We start from the raw sequence: 21253 nt of genomic DNA on the forward strand, positions 1-21253 counted from the left end.
ACAGTTCTCCTGCTACCCCCCGAGGCGGCGAAACACCTCTGATATCGCGATCGACGTATATGGTTTTGGGATAAATGCCCCGTCCGGCAGTGCCGAAGGCGCTGGGCGGCCCTTGCCGGAGGTGACGATGATCTTGATCGGTGGCCAGCGGTGCCGCACCGCCGCGGCGAGCGCCAGCCCATCCATGGTGCCCGGCATGTCGACATCGGTGAACAGCAGGCGGATCTCAGGGTTGGCCTCCAGTGCGCGCAGCGCCTCGGCGGCGTTGCGGGCCTCCACAACGTCAAAGCCCTGATCCCGCAGCTCGTCGGCGATGGAGTAGAGCAGCAGCGCTTCGTCCTCGACCACCAACACGGTGGTATTGTGCATCGTCGTCATGGGGCAGCTCCCGCATCGGGTGGTTCGAGCGGTGCGCTCAACGTCACGGTCAGACCCTCGGGGGCGTAGGCCACGTCGACCTCTCCACCAAAATCCGAGGCCAGCACCCGCTTGATCAGCAGGGAGCCGAAGCCGCGCCGGGTCGGCGGGGCCACGGGCGGGCCACCCGTCTCTCGCCACGTCCAGGTGAGGGTTCGCTCGCCGCGCTCGTCTCTTTCCACTGACCAGTCGATCGATACGCGGCCGGTTTCGTTGGAAAGCGCGCCATATTTCAGCGCATTGGTACCGAGCTCGTTCACCGCCAGCGCCATCGACAGCGCCATCTTGGGCGACAGGGCAAAGCTGGGGCCGCCGATCGTGATGCGCTCCGATGGCAGGTGGGCGGTTGCCGCCGCGATGACGGCCTGCATCGGTGCATCCGTCCAGTTCCGCCCGAGCAGCGCATCATGGGCAGTGCCCAAGGCGCCGAGGCGCTGGATCAGCGCTTCCTTGCCGGCTTCGAGCGTGGTGTCGCGCAGCGTCTGGGTGGCCAGCGCCGACACCATGGCGAGCATGTTCTTGATCCGGTGCGACAGCTCGTGCGTCAGCATTTCCTGGCGCGAGCGGGCTTCCTTCTGCTCGGTGATATCCTGCACCACGCCGAACATGGTCAGTGGCTTGCCTGTCTCGTCATGGATGAACTCCATGTGGCGGCTGAGCCAGCGCAGCTCGCCGGTGTCCGGCCGGCGGATGCGGTATTCGACATTGGGCGTCGCGGTTCCCGAGCGGCGCGTCTCGTCGTTGGAGCGGACATCCTTGTCTTCGGGCACGACGATGCTTTCGAACAGGCTGACATGCGCCTTGTCGCGCGGTTCGAGGCCCCACAGCTCCCAGAACTTTTCCGAGCCCTGGATGGTGCCCGTCGCGATATCGACCTCGAGCGAGGCGATGCCGGCGGCGTGCTGGCTCAGCCGGAAGCGCTGTTCGCTGCGGCGCAGCTGTTCTTCGATGCGGCGGCGCTCGGTGACGTCGATCACCACGCCGATGGCACGCCCCGAACTCACGGTCGAACCCGGCTTCAGCTGCGAGCGGATCAGCAGCCACTTCTCGGTGCCATCGGGCCAGACATGCTTCAACTCGACCTCGAGATCGAGATCGCCGCGCGCCACGGCGGCGGCGCTGATCGCCGCCACCCGCTCGGCCTCGCCGGGGGCGTAACGCGACTGATATTCGGCCAGCGTCGGGGTGGCCTCCTCGGGGAAACCATAGAGCCGGTTGAGGGCCGGTGACGGGGTGATCTGCAGGGCGTCGATATCGAGCTCCCAGATCGCCAGCTGGCCGGCCTCGATGGCGAGCCGCAACCGCGCCTCGCTCTCGGCCAGCCGGGTGAGCGTCGCCTTCTCGTCATCGATATCGGTATTGGTGCCGATCCACTTGCTGATCTCGCCCCTGGCGTTGCGCAGCGGCACGGCCCGCGCCAAGAACCAGCGATAGCTGCCATCGGCGCCGCGCACCCGGAACTGCACCTCGTACGGGGTGCCGACCCGGAGCGCTGCGGCCCAACGCTTGCCGGCCTCGGGCAGATCGTCGGGGTGGATGATGCTGGTCCAGTTGTCGCCGTCGAGCTCGCCTTCGTTGCGGCCGCTATAGCGGTAGACGCCGGAGTTGAACCAGTCGAGCTTGCCGTCGGGCCGGGCGCTCCAGACATGGTTGGGCATGGCCTCGGCGAACACCCGGAACTGCGCTTCGGCTTCGCGCTGCCGGGCATCGGCGCGCAGCAGCCGGAAGGTGCCCCAGGCGATCAGCACCAAAGCAACGAGCGCCGGGATCACCAGCGCCAGCACGCCCCAGGTCGCCGCCCAGTAGGAGGCGAAGGCATTGTCGCTGCTGACCGAAGCCAGCGCGATGAGGTTGGTGCCGGGGACGCGGCGATAGCCGACAACGCGGTGCACGCCATCGGTGGGGGAGACCGCGTCATAGCTGCCGCTCGGCGCCTGCGGCAGATAGGTGGTGAAGAGGATGTACTGGCTGAGATCCTGCGGTCCGGGCGGCAGCGGGTAGCGCGAGACCAGCTGCCCGTCTTCGCGCAGCAGCCCCACGGTCGATTGCCCGTCGAGATGCAGCGACTGCCAGACCTCCTCGAGCAGTTCGGAGTTGAACGAGATGATGGCGGCGCCGGCAAACTGGCCGTTGCGCTCGATGCGCTTGCTGATGGTGAAGATCTGCTCGCTGTTGAGCCGGCTGACCAGCAGTGCCGAGACGTGGAACGGCTCGCCGGCGGCGACCGCGGCGAAATACTCCCGGTCGCGCACATCGATCGGCTTGAACTGCTCGTCGGTGGTGAGGCTGGTGGCGCCGGCGGCATCGACCACATAGATCCTGGGCTGGCCGGGCAGAGTGGAGATCGCCTCCTTGAGCTGCGCAGCCGCACCTGGTGGCGGTGCCGAGATGTCGGCCCCGAGCGTATCGTCGACCCTGAGCAGCGTCTGGCGCGCCGTCTCGAAGGCCCATTTGGCGTTGGCCGCCACCACCTGCGAGGACGAGCCCGCATCATCATGCACGGCCCGCCTTGTATCGAAATAGCTCGAGGTCAGTAGGTAAGCGGTGCCCCCGATCAGCATCAGCAGCAAAGCCAGGATCGCCCCGACGGCCACAACATGTGGACGCAGCTTCATCGAAGCCGGACGGTCTGCCATATCCCAAATGCCCCCTCGCGCAGCGCCATAAATGCCGGAACCGGCGATTAAGTTCCATGGCGGTGATTGGGAATGGGCAGTTGGCCCGGAGCCAGGCGCAAGCCGGCTTGACCGGAACCGATGGCTCCTCGGCTTCGTTGAGGACGACGGAGCCAGTGCTCCTCCAGAAGGCGCGCCGTGCTACAGACGAAGTTTCATATCGTGCTCAATGCCAATTCGGGCGGCGCGACACGGCTGGGTATCACCGCCGAGCGCCTGCACGGGCTGTTCGCCGAGCGCGGCATTGCGGTCAGTGTCGATGCCGATGCCAGCCGGACGTTCGCCGAGCGGTTGCAAACCGCCCGCAACAGCCCGGCAGAAGTTCTGCTTTCGGCCGGAGGCGATGGCACGGTGACCGCCCTGGCGGAGGTGGCGATTGCCACCGGACGCAGCCTCGCCGTGCTGCCGCTGGGGACCGCAAACCTCCTCGCCCGCGACCTTGCCATCCCGACGGCGCTCGAAGCCTGGTTCGAGGCGCTCGGCGACATGGTGCCGCGCAAGATCGACGTGGGGGAAGTGAACGGGCAGATATTTCTCCACAAGGTGGTGATCGGCGCCGTGCCCGGCATCGCTGCGGCGCGGGAAAAGCTGCGCGGTCGCGATGGGTTTGCCGCCCGGATCGCCTTTCTCGGACACTTCGTGCGCCGGCTGTCGCGGCTTCGCCGCTTTGCCGCTGAGATCACGCCGCGCTCCGGCGAGCCACGGATCGAGCGGGTGCAATCGATCGCCGTTGCCAATAACGACTATGGCGAGGGGCTGGGCCAGGTGTTTCACCGGCCGCGCCTCGATGAGGGAATGCTGAGCCTCTACCTGTTGCGGCAGCTGCGCCTGCGCGATGCGCTGCGCCTGGCAACGGAGATGGTGCTTGGCTCATGGCGGAACGACGAAGTGCTCGAGATGGAGAGCGTCCGCGCCGTGGTAGTGCGGACCCGCCGCCCGCTGGTCCGGGCGATGCTGGATGGGGAGGTGGTAACGCTGCAGGGTCCACTGCGCTTCCGTTCGCTGCCGCTGGCGCTGTCGGTGCTGGCGCCGCCGGTGGCCGAGACCGAACCAGGGCTGGTCGAGCCCGAGCCGGAGGCCGGTTGAACCATGCGCATCTGCCACCTCTCTGATCTGCATTTCGGCCATCACGATGCGCGCGTGGCCGAAGGGCTGGCCGATGATCTCGCGGCGCAGCGCCCCGACATCGTCGTGGTCAGTGGGGATTTCACCCAGCTTGGCTCCGAGAGCGAGTTTCGCGCTGCCCGGGCGTTTCTCGATACGCTCGAGGCGCCGGTGTTTGCCGTGCCCGGCAATCATGACGTGCCGGCCGTCAACCTGATGCGCCGCTTCCTCGACCCCTATGGCCTCTACCGGCGCTATATCGACACCGAGCTCGAACCGTTTGTGGAACTCGGCGGTGTCGCCATTGCCGGGCTCAAAACCTCACGGCGATTGCGCGCCGGGCTGAACTGGGCGCATGGCGCGATCAACCGCGGGCAGCTTCGCCGCCTCGCGGCGCGCTTCGACAAGGCCTCGCCCGACGCCCTCAGGGTGGTGGTGGCGCACCACCCGCTGATGCAGCCCGAAACGGCGGGCGAAAAACCGATGCGGCTGGTGAAGCGAGCGGACCAGGCGCTCGAGACCTTCTCGGAGCTGGGGGTGCGGCTGGTCCTCTCGGGGCACTTTCACCTGTCCTATGTGCGCAAGCACGAGCGGCCGGGCAGCGTGGCCGAAGGGGCGCCGCAGGGCTTGCGCCAGGCCGCCAGCGCCCCGATCCTCGTGGCGCAGGCGTCGTCGACGATCTCGACCCGGCTGCGGGGCGAGCCCAATGGCTACAACCTGATCGACATCGAGAACGGTCAGATCTCGGTGACGGTGCGCGACTGGAGCAGCGACCAGTGGGTGACCCGGGAGACGGCATCGGGGCTGACCTGAGTGGCCTGACGCGCCGGACTCATCGGCCCGTTTCGGCGACCCGCTCGAGCCGCGTCACCCGATCGGACACCGCCGCCAGCTGCGCGCCCTGTCGCACTTGCTCGACCAGTGTCGCGGTCGCCGTTTCCAGCGTCCGCTCCACCGCCCGCAGCCGGCCATCGAAGGTGGCCCAGCCGACGGCCATGGTAACCAGGAGGCCGCCGAAGGTGATGACGTGGCCGAGGTTAATGGTGAGATCGAAGCGGGGGGTGGGCATCACGGCCTCCCCAGCTTGAGCTTCAGCAGCTTCTCGACCAGGGTCTCGCCGCGCTTCTCCAGCGCAGTGGGGCTCAGCTCCTCGACGCCGGTGGCTTCGCGGTGGGGCATTTTGTTGATCGGCAGCTGCTGGCCATCGATCACCACCTGAGGCCTGACCGTAGCGCGAAACGACTGGATCTGGCTCCAGAGCAGCGCCACGAGCCCGGGCACGGCCCCAAGGGTGATCTCCTGCCAGTTGCCGGCGACGATCTTGGTGATCACCACCTGCAGCTCGGGCGGCAGCGCGTTGTAGAAGTTGATCACGGCGAGCAAGGCGGCGCCGAGCCAGCCGCCCCAATCGAGGATGCGGCGGAGGAACCAGCCGAGGGCGGCGGAAGAGAGAAACGCGGTCATTTCAAGTGTCCTCAGAAGGGGAGAGGGAGGGTGAAGGCAGCGACCACCAGGCTCACGGCGATGGCGAGTCCGAGGATGGACCAGCCCAGCGGGCCCCAGCCCTTGCGGGGCGGGGTTGGTTCTGGGGTGGGCGCGGGGTCGGTTGGGAGCGGGACCGGCGTGGGCTTAGCCGGCGCCGGCGCGCGGGAAAGCTCGTTCAGCACTTCGGCCAGCACGGCTTCGGCGTTGGTGGCTTTGGTCAGCGAGGCGTTGATGCCGTCGCCGGCATAATAGCTTTCGCCGCGCTCCACCGGGCGATGGGCGCCCTGCTGCCGGCTGAGCACGGGAAAGCTCGCCCATTCGCGCGCCAGGCGGTTGCCGAAATCGCGCAGCGACAAGGTGGCGGCGGCGAACTGGCTCCAGCCGCGCCGCTGCAGCAGGGCGAGGCCGAAGCGGTCCTGCAGCTCGGGCGTGAACGTCGCCGAGAGCGGCACGCCCAGCTCGGCGATGAGGCTGAGGAGGGTCGGCCGGATGATCTGGTAGCGCCCGGCCGCGCCGCTCGGCGCCTTGAGATTGCGGACCCAGCGCTTCTGCTCGACCAACAGCTCGTCGAGCGTCATCTCGGTGATGGGCTTGGGCAGCGCGCCGGGCTTCTCGTTGCGATAGCCGATGATGGTCTCATAGCCGGCCCGGCCTGGCCGGTTGGTCTCGAGGCCGGCGATGAAGTCGAGCAGCGTCGCCGCCCCGCGGGGGACGTTGGGGTTCATGGGGTTCTCCGATGTTGACGAGGTAGTTCGCGCCGCACGAGCTTGCGGGGCGTTCAGGGGGGCGCGGCAGCGGTGAAGATCATCCGAGCGAGCATCGATCGGCGGTCAGCCGGCGTGATCGACGTCCGGGAGAGTTTCGCCGGCCGCCAGTTGCCGAACTGCCGCGGCCGATCGAGATCGACATCGCGATACCGGCCGGATAAGAGCGCACGCACCCTGCGATGGTCGATGAACTGATGGCGCTGTGGTGTTTGCCGAGCGGTGCCGAGCCGCAATCAACCAGAGGATAGTATGGCCCGGGTCTCCGCGTGGCTGAAGAAGCCTGAGCATTGGGCGCGCCGAGCTGAAGCCTGGTGGCTCAGGCGAAGGGCGCTGCGGGATGGGCTGGAATGGAAAAATGGCGCGCCGTGCCCCGAACCGCTGTTGGATGCCGGCGGTGCTCAGATCGGCAATTTGCTTTACGTTGCATGCGGCTACAAATCCCCGAACGCGGCGAACGAAGCGATCTTCGTGTTCGATATGCAGAGGGAACGCTGGGTTGGCCGCATAGCGACGCCTTCAGGGCTGGCGCATTCTCACTGTGCGGTCGCTTCCGACGGGCATCGCTACATCTACTTCGCGTCTGGACAGCTCGGGCCCCAATGCCGGCCAGCGGTTCCGAGTGTCTTTTCGTATGATACCCGCGAAAATCGGTGGCACGAGTTGCCGCCAGTTCCGGCCTCTCGATACGCTGCTGCAATGCAGTACTGGCGCGGACGCTTGCACCTCGTCGGAGGTGCAGACGAGGACCGCTGGACAGCAAGGGCCGACCATTGGAGCCTTGCCGTGTCGGGCGGGCGAACTGATGAGGCGGGCTGGCGGGCCGAGCAGCCGATCCCTGTTGCCGGAATGCACGGATCGAGCGCTGTGCTGGGCGACAGTCTCTACGTGTTCGGCGGCCAGCAGGGCGATTTCCAGGCGATTCCAGGCGATCCGGACTGCACCTGTACGGGGCGCACGCCGGAGACCTATCTGTCCTCCGCCTTCCGCCTGTCCGATCCTTCGGGCCCGTGGACCAGAGTTGCAGACCTTCCCATCGCAGTATCCCATGCCGACTTCTCGACCATAGTCGTCGATGGCCGGATTCTGTTGATCGGCGGGCAGGTCTATAAAGACCCGGAGCAATTTTACCTGAGGCTGACCGACGCAATACAAGCCTACGATCCGCTGGCGGATCGCTGGTCAATGTTCGGCTACCTGCCGCACAAGCTCAAGATTCCGGTCGTCGGCCGGCTCGGCGATCGGCTGTTCGTCGTCGCTGGTCAACGCGGCGCCCTGCCGGACGGCGACCGGCCGGGTGAAATCACCCGCGAAATGTTGACGACGACTCTGCCGGCCTCACCAGCGGCGCGGGTGCGTGAAGGCGCCGGTTTCGCCGGCAGGAAGATACTGCTGGTTTCGCATGATCTGTCCCGCAGCGGAGCGCCGCTCCTGCTGCTGGAAACGGCTCAGGCCCTCATGGAGAGCGGCGCCACCGTCCGCCTCGCGACCGCATCAGATGACGTGAGGGGCTGGAACCTGGCGTCCCAGTTCGGCATACCCCTGATCCCGATCGAAAGCGCCATCGCCGTCGCGGCGGCTTCCGACGCCATTATCGCCAATACAGCGAGCGATCCAACCGCAGCCTGGGTGCGTAAGTGCCTCGCTGCAAATCCATTTCTGGCGCAGCGCCTGGTCTGGTGGGTGCATGAAATCGACATCGAGAATTTCAAGCAGGCGGCCGATCTGCTTCAGCTGGCGGCGCTTGCGATTTTCGACAGCAACGCGGCGCGTGCCGCCTGGCAGGAAGCCGTAGCGTTGCCGCCAAAGGTTCGCGTCATGCATCCGCCGCTGAGCGATGACTTCGTGGAGACGGCAAGTCGCGCATCGCTGCCCTTTCCGATGAAGCCGCAGACCCGTACGCAACGTCCGGTGGAACTCGCGCGTGACGACATCCGCCGACGACTTGGCGTGTCGAAGGATGATTTTCTTCTGCTCTCCCTGGGTAGCTTGGAGCCCGGGAAAGGGCAACGGATGCTCATCCGGACGATTGCGAGGCTGGCAGCGGAGAGCGGGCTTCCGATCAGGCTGCTGCTTGTGGGCCTGAACCGCTCCGACCGTGCGGCACTTCTCGAGGACCTGACCTCGGACGAGAAAGCCGTCCTGTCGCCAGCCAGAACCTACCTGCGGCAGTCGGCATTTGCTTCGTTTTACCTCGCCAGCGACGCTTTCATCATGAACTCGCAGGGAGCGACAAAAGGCAGAGGGGAAACCTTTGGCCGCGTGACGACAGAGGCCATGGCCTTCGGGCTCCCGGTGCTGGGCACCTCGGCCGGCGGCACTGCGGAAATCATTGTCGACGGGGTCACCGGTTATCAATACCCGACGGGGGAGGACGGGCAGGCCGTGCTGCAGCGGCAGGTGGAAATTCTGGTGCGAGACCGATTGCTCGCCAATCGGCTCGGGCAGGCAGGGCGCCAGAGTGCCCTCGCTCGATTCCAGCAGGGCAAGCACCTGAGTGATCTGGCCGAGGCGCTCGAGCTGATCTGGTAATTGGCGCTGTTGCGGAACGGTTTCACGGGCCGCCTGGCCCTGGCGGCAGGTCTCGTGGCTGGCGATAGAGTCGAGTCAAACGACCGCCAGAGGTTCTAGGCTGAACCTTCGGGGATATCCTGGTGGGTCAGAATGCCGGGTTCAGTGCGGCTCGGCTTCTCAAGGATGTCTGCACGATAGGCGAGAAGGGTAAGCAGCGACTGGTCCCACCGATGATTGTCGCGGCTAGACCCTGGGGGCGCGATGACCGACTTTTCCATTGCTCCAGCGAGCCACTCGTCCACGAGCGCCCGCGTCGAAGAGAATGTGTGGTTCACGCCGACAATCGCAGCGTTCAGTTGCTTCCGCTCACCGGCCCACCCGACTGGGATGCCCAGCACTTCATACATACCGGGATGGGTGTACCTCGTCACGGTGAACCATGTCTTTGGGCAAAAGAAACCGTCCCGGCGAAGGCAGTAGCGAACCCACAGCAGCGGAAATCGTACGAGGTTCCCGGCGTCCAGCCAAAGTAGCGGCGCACCCCCCTTGTCCATCTCCAGCTTTATGATTGCCACCTTCCAAGCATACGCGCCGGCATTGACGCTGATGTCGAAATGCGGCGGGTAGTCTGAGAAGGGAAACACGATCGGTTCGAAACCTAGCTGCCTCACGGCTTCGACGTGATGATCTTCGAGCCCGAGGTCGTAAACCGCAACGGCAGTGTTTCTCTCCCAGCGCTTTAGCGACCTCAGCAGTTGCAGAAGCGACTTGCCGTGATTTGCACTGGCCCCCGTGACGACGCGCAAGCTTCTGGATTTTGACACGCGGCTCCCCCTGAACCACGGTCACTTAGCGTATTTAGTGGAGCTTGCTCAAGCCTCTAGCTCCGACACATGAGCAATTTTGACCGGCGGCTCTCAGACGTGCGGGGCTGCGGTTCTGTATGGGTGGCCGCCGCGCAGCGAGCCGGTGAGCCCCCATTTGCGGGCCAAGTACCCCTCGAGTTTCAAGAAGTACAGGGACAGCGATGAGGCCCTGTTTGGGATTACTAACTACGTGGCAGTCAGACGGTAGTTCTTAGGCGGGTTGTACGGTCTTCACGAGGACAGGGTGTTGCGCTACGAAGCGCGTGACCGCGACGATGGGGCGCCCCAAGGAACCGCGATGCCAAACGCACTGCCGACTATTGCGTCGTTCTGGCACGGATCGGCATTGGGCCCGAGTGCTGCAGCGTGTCTTGTCTCCTTTGTGCGACAAGGCCACCGTGTGGTCTTGTATTCATATGCTCCGCTGAACCTTCCACCTGGGATCGAGCCAGGGGATGCCCATGACGTGCTGCCATGGGGACGGGTGGCTGAGATCCTCGAGGCTGGGGCCTATGCTTGCGCGTCCGATCTATTCCGGTACGCAATGCTCGCTCGTGGGCTAGGCATTTGGGTCGACACGGACTGCTACTGCATTCGGCCGATCGCTGATGCTCCCAGCATCTATGGCAAGGAAAGCAGCGGCTTGAACACCGCCGTCCTGAAGCTCGCTCCCGACAGCCCCTGTTGGCGGAGTTGCTGTCAATCGACCACGGCTTTGTCCCCCCGTGGTTGCCATGGTGGAGGCGCGCCGACCGCCGTCTGCGGGGCTGGTTGGGCAGACCGAAAAAGCTGCAGAACATGAAATGGGGCACCGCGGGGCCGCGCGCCATGCAGTACTACGCACGCAAGCACGACGTTGAGAACATGGCGAGCGCACGGGCCGTCTTCTATCCGGTCGATTGGTCGGACGTGCGGGCGCTGTGGGATCCAGCCCTGCGTCTGCAGGATCTGATCCAACCCCAGACGCTGGTTGTTCACTTGTACAACGAGATGCATCGGAAACTGCACTTGGGCAGTCCTCCCCCCTCATCGCCGATGGGACGCATTCTTCAGGAGGGTGCGGCCCTGCTAGCTCGGCCTACCCATCAGGATACTGCGAAGCCGGCGGAGTGAAGTTCGCCGCGTAGCGACCCACACCAATCGTTAGACGAAAGTCATCGACATAACCTTGGAACTTGTAACTCGCGTTGGTCCCGCGGGCGTCCCAATAGGTACCGAGGCTCAACTTTCTCCGGGTCATGTTGGTCGTCAGACTGAAGTCGGACCCAACCTGAGCGCCATTGAGGAAGAAGCGCCAAACGCCGCCGTTGCGCGAGACCGCAAGATGGTACCAGGTGTTAAGCGCCAAGGTGGTGGTGGCGGCCCTCGCGGCGTTTCCCACAAAGAACACAAAACCGTCGTTGTTGCCGCCATCAAAGGTATTGTCGAAGTCTATGCGTGGCTCGTAGTCGCCATTTTGAAGGCGGAAGTCCATCACGCATTGTTGCTTCGCGCCGTTCGTCGGGTAGACCCACGCCTCGATTGTCATGTCCCCACTGCCTGGGGCGGCGAACGTGGAGTCGGCGACGAGCCAGTCGCCAGTACCATCAAGTCCGATTGAGGCACCACCAAACTTCGAAACCGCTGTGCGGCATGCCGCGTCTCCACCAGCCACGATACTGAACGCATTGCTCGAACTATCGACGATGCCGGCGCCGTTCGCGCCGTTCCCGTGCAGCAAAAGGGCAACGTTGGCGAAGTAGGGGTCGCGAATACGTCCCCCTGTTACTGAGATCGTGCCTGGCAACATCTAGTCACTACCCGCCACGGAGAACAAGGCCCTCAGATCCTCAACGGTGAGCCCCAACGCCGCCAGCTTCTCGGCCGGTGTCGGATCGGCCGCCGGTGCGGGGATCTGCTCCAGTGTCCACTCTTCGACAACCTCGTTCTTGCGCTCGACGTATCGTGGCTCCCCGACGCGCTGCTTGCCCTCCGGCACGTCCACTGCCATGGCGGGCCGCAGCCCGTAAGCCTGCAGTTCCTCCACGCCCCACAGCCCTTCTGCCACCAACTGCTCGACCTTGCCCAGGTCGAGCGTTTCGGCGACCGGGTAGGGCTCGCACGACATCTCCGCCTGGCGGCCATCGTGATAGGTGACGGTGCAGGTCGCCACCATGCGCTCGAGGGTTTGCACGCCGTGGATCGGCGTCCAGGCGCCGTCGACCTGGTGAACGAGGGTCATGCGGCTCTCCTTATGATTGCTGTGACGTAGGTGCGGCTGGCCCGGATGACGTAGGCGATGCCCAGCTCCTGCGCCGTGGTGATGGAGTAGGGGCCGGCCTCGACGCCATCGCAGAGCAGCCAGGCGGCGTTGAGCGTCAGGATGCGGGTGGAAGTGACGGCGCCGAACCAGAGGATGCCGGTCTGGCCGGTCTTGAGGTTGGTCGGAGCCGAAAGGCTCTGGTTGCCGTTGAGCCCCAGCACGGCGTTGGCGGCGCCGCCGAAGTTGAAGCCGGCGGCGAAATCCACGGCGATGTTGGCGCCGTCCGTGAGCCCGGCGAGGCCCGCCGCCGCCCAGACCTGGTCGACGACCAGCGCGCGCACGGTATCGGTGCCGGTACGATACTCCGCGGCCGTGGCAAATTCCGAGATGCCCTTCGCGACCGTCGTCGCATCAGGGTGGTTCGCCGCTGGCAAGACGCCGGTGACCGCCGCCGCCTGGGCGAGGTTCAGCGCGCCATAGAGCGGGTCGGTCGCCCCGGCCTGCAGCACCTGGTATTGCGTGCCCTTTGCGAGCCGGGTCGGAGCGCTGGCATTGCGCACGAGAATGTCGCCCTGCGTGGTCAGCGCGCTCGACGGGATGGCGGCGGTGATGCGGGCATCATCCCCCGCCGCCACGGTGCCCGCCGCAGTGCCGACATTGCGCGATGCCGCGTTGCCGAGCAGCACGCCGCTGTCCTTGAGCAGCTTACCGGTGGTGCCGTCGAACAGCGCCACGCGGCTATCGACCGCGCTCGCCGGCCCGCTGATATCGCCGGCCGCAGCGACCACCGGGTTGGCCGGGTCGGTATTGTCGACGGTGATGTTGGTGCCGGCGACCACCGAGGTGAGGATGCCCGGCGCGCCGCGCGGCAGGCCGAAATTGAGCACCGCGGCGCCAGGCGTCCCGACATTGACGACGCTGGCCGAAGCCCCCGGCGCCAGCGTGGTAACGGTGCCCACCGCGACGGTGGCGGCCGCGCCCTGTGGGATGTCGAAATCGAAAATGGCGTCGTTGGGCGAGCCGACATTGGTCACCTCAGCCGGGTCGGCGGGGTTGACCGTGGTCACCGTACCGACGGCAATAGTGGCGGCGTTGCCCTGGATTCCCTGAATACCCTCGGGGATGCCGAAGTTGAGCACCATATCCTTGACGGTGCCGACATTGGCGACCGTGGCGGGCGAGCCTGGTGGCAGGGTGGTGACGCTGCCGACCGTGACAGTGGTGTCGAGGTCGTCGATGGCGATCAGGTCCTGCCAGTCCTGCCCCAGATAGCGCCACTGCACCATCATGCCGGTGTTTCTGAGCTCGATCTCCATCGGTAGCAGCGCCGGGGTGACGCGCAGCCGCACTTTTGGCGGCGGGACGGCCTTGGCGCGCACCGCGAATTCGGGCTGCGCCTTGATCCTGAGCCGTGGGGTGATGGTGTCGCTCATCTGCCGAACCCGCCCCCGACGAAGGCCAGCGTGCCGGTGAAGAGCTGTGTCGTGCCGGTGCCATTGGTCATCCGGCAGCCCACCCGATACGTGTTGCGGATATCGAGCGCCGCCAGTTGCGGCACGCTGAAGCGCCACTGGATGGTGCCCGGCTCGGGGATCTCGATGCTGTTGTCGGCGGTGGTGGCGAACAGCCGGCGGGCGCCGCTCTCGCTCACCTCGAGCTCGAACAGCACGCCCGCCGTGGCGAGTGGCAGGTTGGTGGCGTCGTCGATCAAATCCACCCGCTGCGCCCAATCGGCATCGTCGGTGGCAAAGAACTGCAACTCGTACATGCCGGGCCTCAGAGTTTGATGATGACGAGTTCGAACAGCGAGGGCTGGACGTTGGGGTGCGAGGCGCCGCCGCCCGTGCTGTCGGCAGTAGCGCCGGTGATCCCCGCGGTGCCGGAACCGCCGATCTGCTGGCCCGCCGTGTCGCCGATCGCGCCGGTGTAGGCCGGGTAGCTGGCGGTACCAAGCCCGATGAGCCCCATGCCACCGTATGTGGTCTGAACCGGTCCGCTGTCGTTTCTGGCAGATATCTTGGCGGGGTGGCCGTGGTTGGGCATCAGCAGCGTGCCGGCGTTGTGCTGATGGGCCGGGATCTGCGCTGCCGTCAGCGTCTGCGCCGCGGTGCCAACCGTGGCGCCCAGAGTGGTGTTGGTTTCCCCACCATCCACCGTCGCATCGGGGATCAGGTTGATATCGGCATTGCCCATGGCGCCAAGCCCGATGGCGATGCGGTCGCGATAGTCGGGCAGCGCGATGGTCTTGTTGGCAGCCCAGTCGCCGGCGGCGGATGCCCCACGTCCGCCGCTGACGGCGAGCGTGGCGTCGGCGGTCCACAGGTGGAGGAACAGCGCCTGGGCATCGGCATTAGCGCGCTCGGTGGCGCCCGAGCTGGCAGAGCCGAGGCTGCGGCCGTTGCAGCGTACCCAGCCGGTGGGCGCCGCGGTGCCATAATAGCCGATGCGCATGCCGGTGGTGACCAGCAGCGTCGGGTCGGTGACGCCGGGGTCGGGCGGCTCGTAATCGGCCGATTGCGGCACGTCGATGTCGTCGTCGTCGAAGATCAGGACGCCATTGGCGTCGGTGAGCTTCTGGCGATAGCTGCCCGGCGCCGGGCTCAGGTAGATCACCGGGAACATGCCGCGCGCATCGGCGAGGATCGGCTGATCATGCGCCACGCTCAGCGCGCCATCGGCATAGACCACCTGCGGCGTCGAGGTGGCGGTGTCGTAGAAAGAGAGTCGGTCGCCAATGCCGAAATTGGGCACGCGCGAGCCAGGCCAGATGGCTGCCATGGGGAAGTCTCCGGGGAGGGGGATGGACGCGTCTCAGGCCCCCGTGCATTGAATGTGCGGGGAGTTAGCTCAGGGGGAGGGCACGATGTCTGATTTGAGCCACGACAGCGCGGCTTCTCGGTGGTCGCGTGGACCGGCGATTGTGCTGTTGCTCGCAATCCTCGTGGGATGTGGCTACGGCTTGTTCAAATGGGCTGTTGGGCCCGCGGACCTGAATCTCCAGGACTGGCTGCACGCCGTATTCGCATGGCTTGGCATCAGTGACCCGCTCGCCCTAAGTGTCGGCGTTGGGGTGGTCGTCGGTGCCCTCATCGCGACGGCGCTTGGCATCGCCATGCGCCTGGTCCTGTTCCTGCTGGCCGTTGTGTTTCGCCTGTAGCGATAGCCGCGTCACTCACAGCGAGCCTCGCGCGGCTGGCCGACGGCCTTTACGATTGTAACGAGCCAGGGGCTCAGGCGAGGGGGAAGATGACAGATCCAGATCAGCAACCAAAGCCAGGGACGAAGCGAACAAACTCGCTGCTATGGGGAGCCGTCGCCGGCGGCGTGGTGGGCCTGCTGGTGTTTCTCGGCCCGGCGCTCAACATGCCCAGATCCGACAATACGCTGCTTCAGTCCCCGGTATCGGCTGCCTTCGTGGCCTTCTTCTGGGGCTGGGCTGCGGGGAGCGTGAAGAACTGGCTTGGCGACCGCTTGTTCGAGCGGTCGTTGGGCGGCGGCAAGGGGCGCAGGCCATGGTGATCGTCTCAAGATACGGGAAATCAGCGGATGTCTGACCTCGGGCCAAAGGACCAGGACTGGGAGACGTTCAATGCCACGCCGCCCGACGATGAACGGATCCACGTGACGGCGATGCGCATGAGTGTCCTGAACAGCCTGGGCATACTCGAGGTGAAGCCGACGCTCCGCTGGATCGTTGCCCTGTTGGTGGTTCTCATCGTTGCGGTCGCGATATTGGCCATACGTGTCTATGCTTGATGTCGCCAAGCTCGACCCTACTGTAGGCTGCTTTCACGGTGACCTGATGCCTGATCTCGACCTTGAACCACACCAATATCGCCGCAAGGCCACCTATCGCTTGCGTGACATGAGTTGGCTGGTGAAGCTCGCTGTTCCGCTCGGCATCCTGGCCCCGTTCCTGGCGGCAGGGGTGCTGTCATTCTTCCCACCCGTCCCGCAGTGGGTTGCCTGGGGGGTGGTGCTGGCCCCTTGCATCGTCCTGATCGTCCTGCACGAAGCCCTGGACGGAACCCGCATCAAGCGTGCAACTGAAACAGGGGGTCAGGTTCCGGCTGAGTTAGGCGCATCCAAGGTGGCAGGAACGGCTGAGGATGTGTCGCGCGATCAACTTCCGAAGACGCATGAGGATCGTACCTTACCCCGATAGAGCCTAGCGCTCTGGCGAGATCGTTGTCGACCTGGGGTTGCGCCACGCCCTGCACCATCTGTTGCGCGAGTCTGCGAAGATCCATGTCATTTTCGCGCTCGGCTGTAATTGCAGCGACTCTGGCTGCAAGGCTAGGGGCATGAAGCAGGGCGTCCGACATCGGCTTGGGGGGCAGTTTGTTGGCGATCGCTGCTCGCGCCTCGGCCTCGCGAGTGACCCTGCTAAAGATCGGCACCGCTGCTGCGGCCAATATACCCGGCACCTCTGGCGCAATACCTGCTATCTCACCCCCGAACTTGGCTCCCACGAGGCCGCTGATGACGGCCGCCGTCACATCTCTGACCGTGTCGCCAAGCCCAAAAAACGAGCGAGAGGGGTTCCGCGCCTCGAGTGGTAGAACTGTTCGTTTCAAGACCGCCGAAAGTGCCTTCATCCGGTTGCGCTCTTCCTCGCTGAAGAGGGTGCTCGCCAAAGAAGAGTCCTTGTTCGCGAGGAAGTCGTCGAGGCGCTTCGTTAGCACCGCTGGGACTCTCGCTTCGCCGGTCGCAGGGTCATGAACCAGCTTGTTCCAAGCAGAGGCGCGAACGGATTTCCATTCCTCGCTGGCGGGTCCGAGCACCGCCTTCAGGCGTCTGGCCACGTCCGTGGCGGCGAGGTTCGGTGATACCATGTCGGCGCCGTAGAGCCAGTTCGCGACCTGCTCGGCTGATGCGTTGCCTTGCTGCATCTTGGCGATTGTTGCCCCGGCAGCATCACCACCCTTGGGATTGGTGATGCTGAGATACCGAACCGACTCCGCCCTGGCGGCGTTGAGCGCCTCCAGCGCCGCCTCGTCGCCACTGAACAGTTGTTGGTCGAGCGCGTCGCTCAGCCAGTCGTCAAAGGCCTGCTTCACGCCACGAGTGGCGGTGATATCATCAGGGCCGGTTCCCGAAAGCCCAGCCAGCTTCCGCCGAACCTTCTCGAGTTCTGACCACGACAGGGGGGAACGACGGCCAGAGGGGACAAGCGTCGCGCCCTCGATCTCCCGGAGCGCAGTGGCCGCTGCGGGCGTAAGGGTATCGTCAACCACCACGCCCGAGAGGCGTTGCTTGACGAAGCCAGGTAGCGCCTTCACTGCGGCGAGTCGGACCTTAAGCTTGCCATCCTGCGCGACCTCGAAGAAGGCGTCGGCATCTTCTTTCGCCAACTTGGTCTTGTTCTGCAACCCAATGGTAACCGTGCCAGACAGATCATCGGCGGAGCCGCCAAACTCCTTGCCTATTGTGCCTGTCGCGGCGCCGATCGCCTCAGTCTGACGATCGTCGAACGTCCGCATTAGAGGCTGTGAAGCATCGGCTTGTCGTAGCAGCTGCTCGGACCGCAACTGGTGCAGGTCGCCTGATGCTTGCCCCGACGTCAAAGGAATGCCGAAGCCGTCGGCTTCCAGGGTCGCGGCTTCCTGCCGTAGACGCGGCAGCCGGCCGGGACCGAGCTTCGGCATTGGGCCTGTGACGCCCAACGTTGCGAGGTTGAAGACGCGCCCCGCCAACTCGGGCGAATAGGAGTAAGGCGTGCCGAGATCGCCATACATTCCGTCCGCTACGTCGCGGGGTAGCGTAACTGCGTCGACGATCCCCTCGATCATTCCGGGGACTATCTTGGGTATGGCCGGCCTGTACTCGCCTGTCTTCGTGTTCCGTTCGAAAGGATAGAGCGAGCGGATCATGTCCGTGATGCCCGGCGGAATAGCCAACGGACCAACGCTGAGCAGCTCCCCCGCACCCGGGGTCTCCCACCCTGGCACGAGCGTTGCGCCTGCAGGCAACATCTCCTCTAGTGACAGCTTCGGCAGGGGCCTGCCCGCCTTCGACTGTTCGATCGCCCAATCAAGGTAGCCCTGCGTGCCAGTCTTCAATCCCGCCGGTGGCACCGCTGGCTCTGCGACATGGGGCCCGTAGTTCTCCCAAGGACCAGCCATCAGAGTTTCTCCCAGTTGTCAGAATTGGATGGATCGCCGCCGGTATAGCGGTAGCCACCTTCGATCGTGCCAATGCCGGGCCGGGCCGGCGGCGTCGGCCGCGCTTCGCGCGGCAGGGGGTGGGGTGCGTAGGGAGAGGTCGATGCGGTGGGCCGCGGCGTCATGGGCGTCCCTCCGAGCTGACCCGGCGACGCATAGGCATCGGCCCGACGCTGTGTCGCCTCCTGCACCTGCTGCAACGCGAACGGCCGCGTCTGCGGATTGGCGAACAGGGCGCGCAACTGATCAGGCGGTATGGTGAGGCCGAACTCCGACAGTGGGGCCGCGGCATTCGCGAACTGCTGCGGCGCCTCGCGCTCGTAGCGATCGGCTTTGCCCTGGGCGACGCCCTGGTCCCACAGGTCGAGCAGGTCGGTGGGCTTGGTCTGCGAGGGCTGCGGAATGACATAGCTGGGGTAGTTCAGCGCCATCTTCGGGCTCCTCAGAAGCTTGCGGGCATTTTCGTGGTGGGGTTGACGGAGTTGCCGCCGAAGCCGCCATAGCCGCCGAACGATCCGCCGCCGAAGGCGCGGCCGGCGATGCCGGCGACGGCGCCCAGCGCATCGAGCATGGCGCCCTGGCCGGCTTCCTTGCCGGCGGCGACCTGGTTGTTGGCGCCCATGTAATTGGTGGCGAGGCCGCTCTCGAAATCGAGGCCGAGGCCGCGGGCGGTGACGTCGTTGGCGACGCCCTGGCCGTACATGTTGTTGTAGCCCGAAAGCCCGTTCATCCAGTTGCCCCAGGCCTGGTCGGCATAGCCGGTGGCGTAGCGCATCAGGTCGAGATCGGTATTGCCGCTATCGAGCCGGCCCATGGCCGAGCCCTTGCGCGCCACCGCATCGAGCCCCTGGTCGAGCGCGAACTGGTAGCCGGGCGCCGCGCGGAACGAGTCCTGCGCCCGGGTAATGCCTTCGGCGCCGTTGAGGCCCATGGCATCGGAGTAGAGTCCAGCGCCGAGCTTGCCGAGATCGAGGTAATCGCCGGTGACCCCCTGGATCCCCTCGATGATCGGCCGGCCGGTATTGCCCATCTGGTCGATGACGCCGCGGTTCTGCTCGGCGGCCTTCTGCGTGGCCTTGCCCTTGTTGAGGCCCAGCCAGTCGCCGATGGTTTCGAAAATGTCAGCCATTTGAGGCTCCTATTTGTAAACGCGGGCGGTGAGCTTGCCGCTGCCATAGTCGAGCGGCACGCCGGTTTCGTTCTGGAAGCGGACGGAAACGGTGTTCGGGGCGCTCACCCAGGCGGTGATGGTGATGCCTGATGTGGCCAGCGAGAACGCTGCCGTGGCGAAATCGCCCAGCGCCGCGCCCGGCACCGTCACGTCGGTGGTGGCGCCGGCGCCATCGGCGAGCACCGGCGGATCGTAAGTTGCGCTGGCTTCGAGCGGGGTCAGCTCGGCAAGTTTTGTCGCCAGCTGGTTCAGCCAGTCATACCAGGGCTTGGCGATCGCGCCGTCGGCGTCGACCAGCCGGGCGCTCGGATGCGGGATCGGCCTGAGACTGTCCGGCGTGCTCACGCGGCGCGCTCCTCGATATCCATGGCGCCGCCGAAAAACGCGATCTCGATGGGGTCGGAGATGGTCATCTCCCAGATCCGGCCCTTGCGGCCGGTCAGCCCGGCATTGTTGATGTCGATGGGCAGGTCTTCGCCTTGGGTGCCGAGCTTCCGGGTCAAGGGGTTCCCCCAGCTGCGGCCGCCATCGTCGGACCAGCGGATCCGCACCACCGGGTCGGTTTCGATCGGCGAAATGCCGGCGTCGATGCCGATGCCGGTTTCGAAATCGAAGCTCGCTTTATGGATCACGGCGCGGCCAGGGAAGCGATGCGCCTGGTTGGAGCGCAGCGTCCAGACCAGCGGGTTCGCGCCATCGCGCCGCGCCGCCGAGTTCAGCTCGAACGCCTTGCCGCTCTCGAGGTCGAAGGTGAACCACTTGCTCCAGGCGGCGACGCCATAGCGGCAGCGCCAATCGCTAAAACCATAGCTCTGCCGCTCGTGCCAGCTGCCGGTCGAAACGTCATAGACCCAGGTCCAGCCCGGTCCGCTCAGCACCCAATAGGCGTGGCCCGCCGCCTGGTAGACCCAGGCGATCAGCTCGGCGGGGTTCGTCACCGCCTCGATCAGCCGGTTGAGGTCGGGCCCCGAAATCGGCGTGGGGTCATACCCCTGCAGCCGGCGCACCGTATTGTCGTTGGCGACGAAGATCACCGTATCGGCAAAGCCCGGCTCGAACCCGGCCACCGCATAGGGGGCCTTGAGCCCAATCGGCACCACCACAGAGCGGTTGAAGGCGAAGCCGGTGGGGTTGCCGGCATTGGCATAGAACTCAAGCGATGCCGTCCCCATCAGGATCAGGTCGCTGCCCGAGGCGATGGCGCGATAGAGCCCGTCGGGGTCGGCCTCGGCGGTGGTCCGGTCGACCGAGGCGAAACCCGTGTCGTTGAGCCCCGACTGGTAGGCGAGCCCGTTCTCGGCGGTGACGATGAAATAGCCATCGACCCAGCAGATCGAGTTGACCGAGGGCAGGTCGCCATCGCTGAACACGGCGACAGAGGCACCGGAGATGTTGATGGAGGACATACCGCCGGAGTGAGCAATCAGCACATCGGGCACCGGTGCCTTCATGTTGCGCGCCATGGTGACGGGGCCGGCGCCGCCCACTGTGCCGGTGAGCTCGGTCACCCCATAGCTCGAGGTGATCGAATAGACCCGGTTGCCGGAAACCACATAGAGCACCGAGCCCACCAGCAGCGCGCCGCGAACGGCGGTCTGCGTGGTGGTGAAGCGGGCGATCAGCCCGGCGACGCGGCGCCAGACGATCTCGCTGCGCGAGCCCGCTGGGGCCCGCTCGGCGATGGCATTGATCAGCCGGCCGCCGGTTTCGGTGGGGTTCACGCCCGGCGCGGTGCCGGTAGGCCAGGTGATCGGGGGCATCGGAAATACTCGATTGGGGGCGGGTTGGGTGAGTCACGGGCGGCATGCTGCGCGCTTCGGCAAGGGCCAGTGGTTTCGTTCAGCGCTCAGC

The 21253-nt window shown here is 65.6% G+C and carries 23 protein-coding genes; 7 read left to right on the top strand and 16 right to left on the bottom strand.

Translation table 11 applies throughout. The annotated features are described in order from the left end of the window. Window positions 1-12 precede the first annotated feature (12 nt). Together ASC89_RS27865 and ASC89_RS27870 are read right to left on the bottom strand one after the other, a co-directional pair. The gene (locus tag ASC89_RS27865; RefSeq protein WP_082533661.1) at window positions 13-378 is read right to left on the bottom strand and encodes a response regulator; all 366 of its coding nucleotides are present in this window, start codon (window positions 376-378) and stop codon (window positions 13-15) included. Then, complete coding sequence (locus ASC89_RS27870; protein WP_082533662.1) at window positions 375-3053, bottom strand: PAS domain-containing protein; 2679 nt, start codon at window positions 3051-3053, stop codon at window positions 375-377. Before ASC89_RS27870 ends, ASC89_RS27865 begins: the two co-directional genes overlap by 4 nt. Window positions 3054-3230: 177 nt before the next feature. On the opposite strand from ASC89_RS27870, the gene ASC89_RS27875 reads away from it, so the two are divergent. Together ASC89_RS27875 and ASC89_RS27880 are read left to right on the top strand one after the other, a co-directional pair. Next, entirely contained in the window at window positions 3231-4178 is a 948-nt protein-coding gene (locus ASC89_RS27875; protein ID WP_056004366.1) for a diacylglycerol kinase family protein, read from the top strand. A 3-nt stretch (window positions 4179-4181) separates the two neighbouring features. Beyond that, the gene (locus tag ASC89_RS27880) at window positions 4182-5009 is read left to right on the top strand and encodes a metallophosphoesterase (RefSeq protein WP_056004369.1); all 828 of its coding nucleotides are present in this window, start codon (window positions 4182-4184) and stop codon (window positions 5007-5009) included. Between the two features lie 19 nt (window positions 5010-5028). Here the strand turns inward: ASC89_RS27880 and ASC89_RS27885 are convergent, their stop codons facing one another. Genes ASC89_RS27885 through ASC89_RS27895 form a run of 3 tightly spaced genes read right to left on the bottom strand, consistent with a single transcriptional unit; the run spans window position 5029 to window position 6406 of the window. Beyond that, a complete protein-coding gene (locus ASC89_RS27885; RefSeq protein ID WP_056004372.1) occupies window positions 5029-5265 on the bottom strand; it encodes a hypothetical protein in 237 nt (78 codons plus the stop codon). After that, a complete protein-coding gene (locus ASC89_RS27890; protein WP_056004374.1) occupies window positions 5265-5660 on the bottom strand; it encodes a hypothetical protein in 396 nt (131 codons plus the stop codon). The genes ASC89_RS27885 and ASC89_RS27890 overlap by 1 nt, the downstream gene beginning before the upstream one ends. An 11-nt stretch (window positions 5661-5671) precedes the next feature. Continuing rightward, window positions 5672-6406 (bottom strand): hypothetical protein, encoded by a 735-nt coding sequence (locus tag ASC89_RS27895; RefSeq protein ID WP_056004377.1) that lies wholly within the window; start codon window positions 6404-6406, stop codon window positions 5672-5674. 291 nt (window positions 6407-6697) lie between these two features. On the opposite strand from ASC89_RS27895, the gene ASC89_RS27905 reads away from it, so the two are divergent. Next, window positions 6698-8977: a glycosyltransferase gene (locus ASC89_RS27905; protein WP_082533663.1), complete on the top strand. Its 2280-nt coding sequence runs from the start codon at window positions 6698-6700 to the stop codon at window positions 8975-8977. Between the two features lie 95 nt (window positions 8978-9072). Here ASC89_RS27905 and ASC89_RS27910 read toward each other — a convergent pair whose 3' ends face one another. Continuing rightward, window positions 9073-9783, bottom strand: coding sequence for a DUF1647 domain-containing protein (locus ASC89_RS27910; RefSeq protein ID WP_156384803.1), 711 nt, complete (start codon window positions 9781-9783; stop codon window positions 9073-9075). Between the two features lie 840 nt (window positions 9784-10623). Here ASC89_RS27910 and ASC89_RS29265 point away from each other — a divergent pair. Further along, a complete protein-coding gene (locus tag ASC89_RS29265) occupies window positions 10624-10938 on the top strand; it encodes a hypothetical protein (protein WP_407065089.1) in 315 nt (104 codons plus the stop codon). Here ASC89_RS29265 and ASC89_RS27920 read toward each other — a convergent pair. From ASC89_RS27920 to ASC89_RS27940, 5 genes are read right to left on the bottom strand one after another with little or no spacing between them, the layout of a single operon-like run. After that, the gene (locus ASC89_RS27920; protein WP_056004395.1) at window positions 10904-11614 is read right to left on the bottom strand and encodes a LamG domain-containing protein; all 711 of its coding nucleotides are present in this window, start codon (window positions 11612-11614) and stop codon (window positions 10904-10906) included. The genes ASC89_RS29265 and ASC89_RS27920 overlap by 35 nt on opposite strands. Then, window positions 11615-12046: a hypothetical protein gene (locus ASC89_RS27925; RefSeq protein ID WP_056004398.1), complete on the bottom strand. Its 432-nt coding sequence runs from the start codon at window positions 12044-12046 to the stop codon at window positions 11615-11617. After that, window positions 12043-13500, bottom strand: a complete 1458-nt coding sequence (locus tag ASC89_RS27930) for a hypothetical protein (RefSeq protein ID WP_056004401.1) — start codon at window positions 13498-13500, stop codon at window positions 12043-12045. The genes ASC89_RS27925 and ASC89_RS27930 overlap by 4 nt, the downstream gene beginning before the upstream one ends. Continuing rightward, a complete protein-coding gene (locus tag ASC89_RS27935) occupies window positions 13497-13835 on the bottom strand; it encodes a hypothetical protein (RefSeq protein ID WP_055877294.1) in 339 nt (112 codons plus the stop codon). Before ASC89_RS27935 ends, ASC89_RS27930 begins: the two co-directional genes overlap by 4 nt. A gap of 8 nt (window positions 13836-13843) precedes the next feature. After that, entirely contained in the window at window positions 13844-14845 is a 1002-nt protein-coding gene (locus tag ASC89_RS27940) for a hypothetical protein (protein ID WP_055877291.1), read from the bottom strand. Between the two features lie 85 nt (window positions 14846-14930). On the opposite strand from ASC89_RS27940, the gene ASC89_RS27945 reads away from it, so the two are divergent. The 3 genes from ASC89_RS27945 to ASC89_RS27955 all read left to right on the top strand — a co-directional run bounded on the left by ASC89_RS27945 (window position 14931) and on the right by ASC89_RS27955 (window position 15823). Next, window positions 14931-15224, top strand: coding sequence for a hypothetical protein (locus ASC89_RS27945; protein ID WP_156384804.1), 294 nt, complete (start codon window positions 14931-14933; stop codon window positions 15222-15224). A gap of 89 nt (window positions 15225-15313) precedes the next feature. Beyond that, window positions 15314-15586, top strand: a complete 273-nt coding sequence (locus ASC89_RS27950; RefSeq protein WP_156384805.1) for a hypothetical protein — start codon at window positions 15314-15316, stop codon at window positions 15584-15586. A 27-nt stretch (window positions 15587-15613) separates the two neighbouring features. Next, window positions 15614-15823, top strand: a complete 210-nt coding sequence (locus tag ASC89_RS27955; protein WP_056004410.1) for a hypothetical protein — start codon at window positions 15614-15616, stop codon at window positions 15821-15823. Window positions 15824-16101: 278 nt separating this feature from the next. Here ASC89_RS27955 and ASC89_RS27960 read toward each other — a convergent pair whose 3' ends face one another. From ASC89_RS27960 to ASC89_RS27980, 5 genes are all read right to left on the bottom strand, one after another. Next, window positions 16102-18129 carry a hypothetical protein gene (locus ASC89_RS27960; RefSeq protein ID WP_156384806.1) on the bottom strand — a complete coding sequence of 676 codons (2028 nt, stop codon included), beginning with the start codon at window positions 18127-18129 and terminating at the stop codon, window positions 16102-16104. A 62-nt stretch (window positions 18130-18191) separates the two neighbouring features. After that, window positions 18192-18662, bottom strand: coding sequence for a hypothetical protein (locus tag ASC89_RS27965; protein WP_056004417.1), 471 nt, complete (start codon window positions 18660-18662; stop codon window positions 18192-18194). 11 nt (window positions 18663-18673) lie between these two features. Then, complete coding sequence (locus tag ASC89_RS27970) at window positions 18674-19360, bottom strand: hypothetical protein (protein ID WP_056004420.1); 687 nt, start codon at window positions 19358-19360, stop codon at window positions 18674-18676. 9 nt (window positions 19361-19369) lie between these two features. After that, entirely contained in the window at window positions 19370-19747 is a 378-nt protein-coding gene (locus tag ASC89_RS27975; protein ID WP_056004422.1) for a hypothetical protein, read from the bottom strand. Continuing rightward, window positions 19744-21162: a hypothetical protein gene (locus ASC89_RS27980; protein WP_056004425.1), complete on the bottom strand. Its 1419-nt coding sequence runs from the start codon at window positions 21160-21162 to the stop codon at window positions 19744-19746. Before ASC89_RS27980 ends, ASC89_RS27975 begins: the two co-directional genes overlap by 4 nt. Between the last annotated feature and the right edge of the window lie 91 nt (window positions 21163-21253).

Source organism: Devosia sp. Root413D1 (genome assembly GCF_001425235.1).
In the GTDB taxonomy this organism is placed as follows: Bacteria; Pseudomonadota; Alphaproteobacteria; order Rhizobiales; family Devosiaceae; genus Devosia_A.

What these genes read in the sequence shown, in the direction of transcription:
- ASC89_RS29265 (WP_407065089.1), top strand. Translation starts at nt 10,624, where the DNA reads ATGAAATGGGGCACCGCGGGGCCGCGCGCCATGCAGTACTACGCACGC.
- ASC89_RS27865 (WP_082533661.1), bottom strand. Translation starts at nt 378, where the DNA reads ATGACGACGATGCACAATACCACCGTGTTGGTGGTCGAGGACGAAGCG.
- ASC89_RS27965 (WP_056004417.1), bottom strand. Translation starts at nt 18,662, where the DNA reads ATGGCGCTGAACTACCCCAGCTATGTCATTCCGCAGCCCTCGCAGACC.
- ASC89_RS27920 (WP_056004395.1), bottom strand. Translation starts at nt 11,614, where the DNA reads ATGTTGCCAGGCACGATCTCAGTAACAGGGGGACGTATTCGCGACCCC.
- ASC89_RS27870 (WP_082533662.1), bottom strand. Translation starts at nt 3,053, where the DNA reads ATGGCAGACCGTCCGGCTTCGATGAAGCTGCGTCCACATGTTGTGGCC.
- ASC89_RS27895 (WP_056004377.1), bottom strand. Translation starts at nt 6,406, where the DNA reads ATGAACCCCAACGTCCCCCGCGGGGCGGCGACGCTGCTCGACTTCATC.
- ASC89_RS27925 (WP_056004398.1), bottom strand. Translation starts at nt 12,046, where the DNA reads ATGACCCTCGTTCACCAGGTCGACGGCGCCTGGACGCCGATCCACGGC.
- ASC89_RS27890 (WP_056004374.1), bottom strand. Translation starts at nt 5,660, where the DNA reads ATGACCGCGTTTCTCTCTTCCGCCGCCCTCGGCTGGTTCCTCCGCCGC.
- ASC89_RS27950 (WP_156384805.1), top strand. Translation starts at nt 15,314, where the DNA reads ATGACAGATCCAGATCAGCAACCAAAGCCAGGGACGAAGCGAACAAAC.
- ASC89_RS27940 (WP_055877291.1), bottom strand. Translation starts at nt 14,845, where the DNA reads ATGGCAGCCATCTGGCCTGGCTCGCGCGTGCCCAATTTCGGCATTGGC.
- ASC89_RS27935 (WP_055877294.1), bottom strand. Translation starts at nt 13,835, where the DNA reads ATGTACGAGTTGCAGTTCTTTGCCACCGACGATGCCGATTGGGCGCAG.
- ASC89_RS27970 (WP_056004420.1), bottom strand. Translation starts at nt 19,360, where the DNA reads ATGGCTGACATTTTCGAAACCATCGGCGACTGGCTGGGCCTCAACAAG.
- ASC89_RS27885 (WP_056004372.1), bottom strand. Translation starts at nt 5,265, where the DNA reads ATGCCCACCCCCCGCTTCGATCTCACCATTAACCTCGGCCACGTCATC.
- ASC89_RS27930 (WP_056004401.1), bottom strand. Translation starts at nt 13,500, where the DNA reads ATGAGCGACACCATCACCCCACGGCTCAGGATCAAGGCGCAGCCCGAA.
- ASC89_RS27980 (WP_056004425.1), bottom strand. Translation starts at nt 21,162, where the DNA reads ATGCCCCCGATCACCTGGCCTACCGGCACCGCGCCGGGCGTGAACCCC.
- ASC89_RS27945 (WP_156384804.1), top strand. Translation starts at nt 14,931, where the DNA reads ATGTCTGATTTGAGCCACGACAGCGCGGCTTCTCGGTGGTCGCGTGGA.
- ASC89_RS27880 (WP_056004369.1), top strand. Translation starts at nt 4,182, where the DNA reads ATGCGCATCTGCCACCTCTCTGATCTGCATTTCGGCCATCACGATGCG.
- ASC89_RS27905 (WP_082533663.1), top strand. Translation starts at nt 6,698, where the DNA reads ATGGCCCGGGTCTCCGCGTGGCTGAAGAAGCCTGAGCATTGGGCGCGC.
- ASC89_RS27955 (WP_056004410.1), top strand. Translation starts at nt 15,614, where the DNA reads ATGTCTGACCTCGGGCCAAAGGACCAGGACTGGGAGACGTTCAATGCC.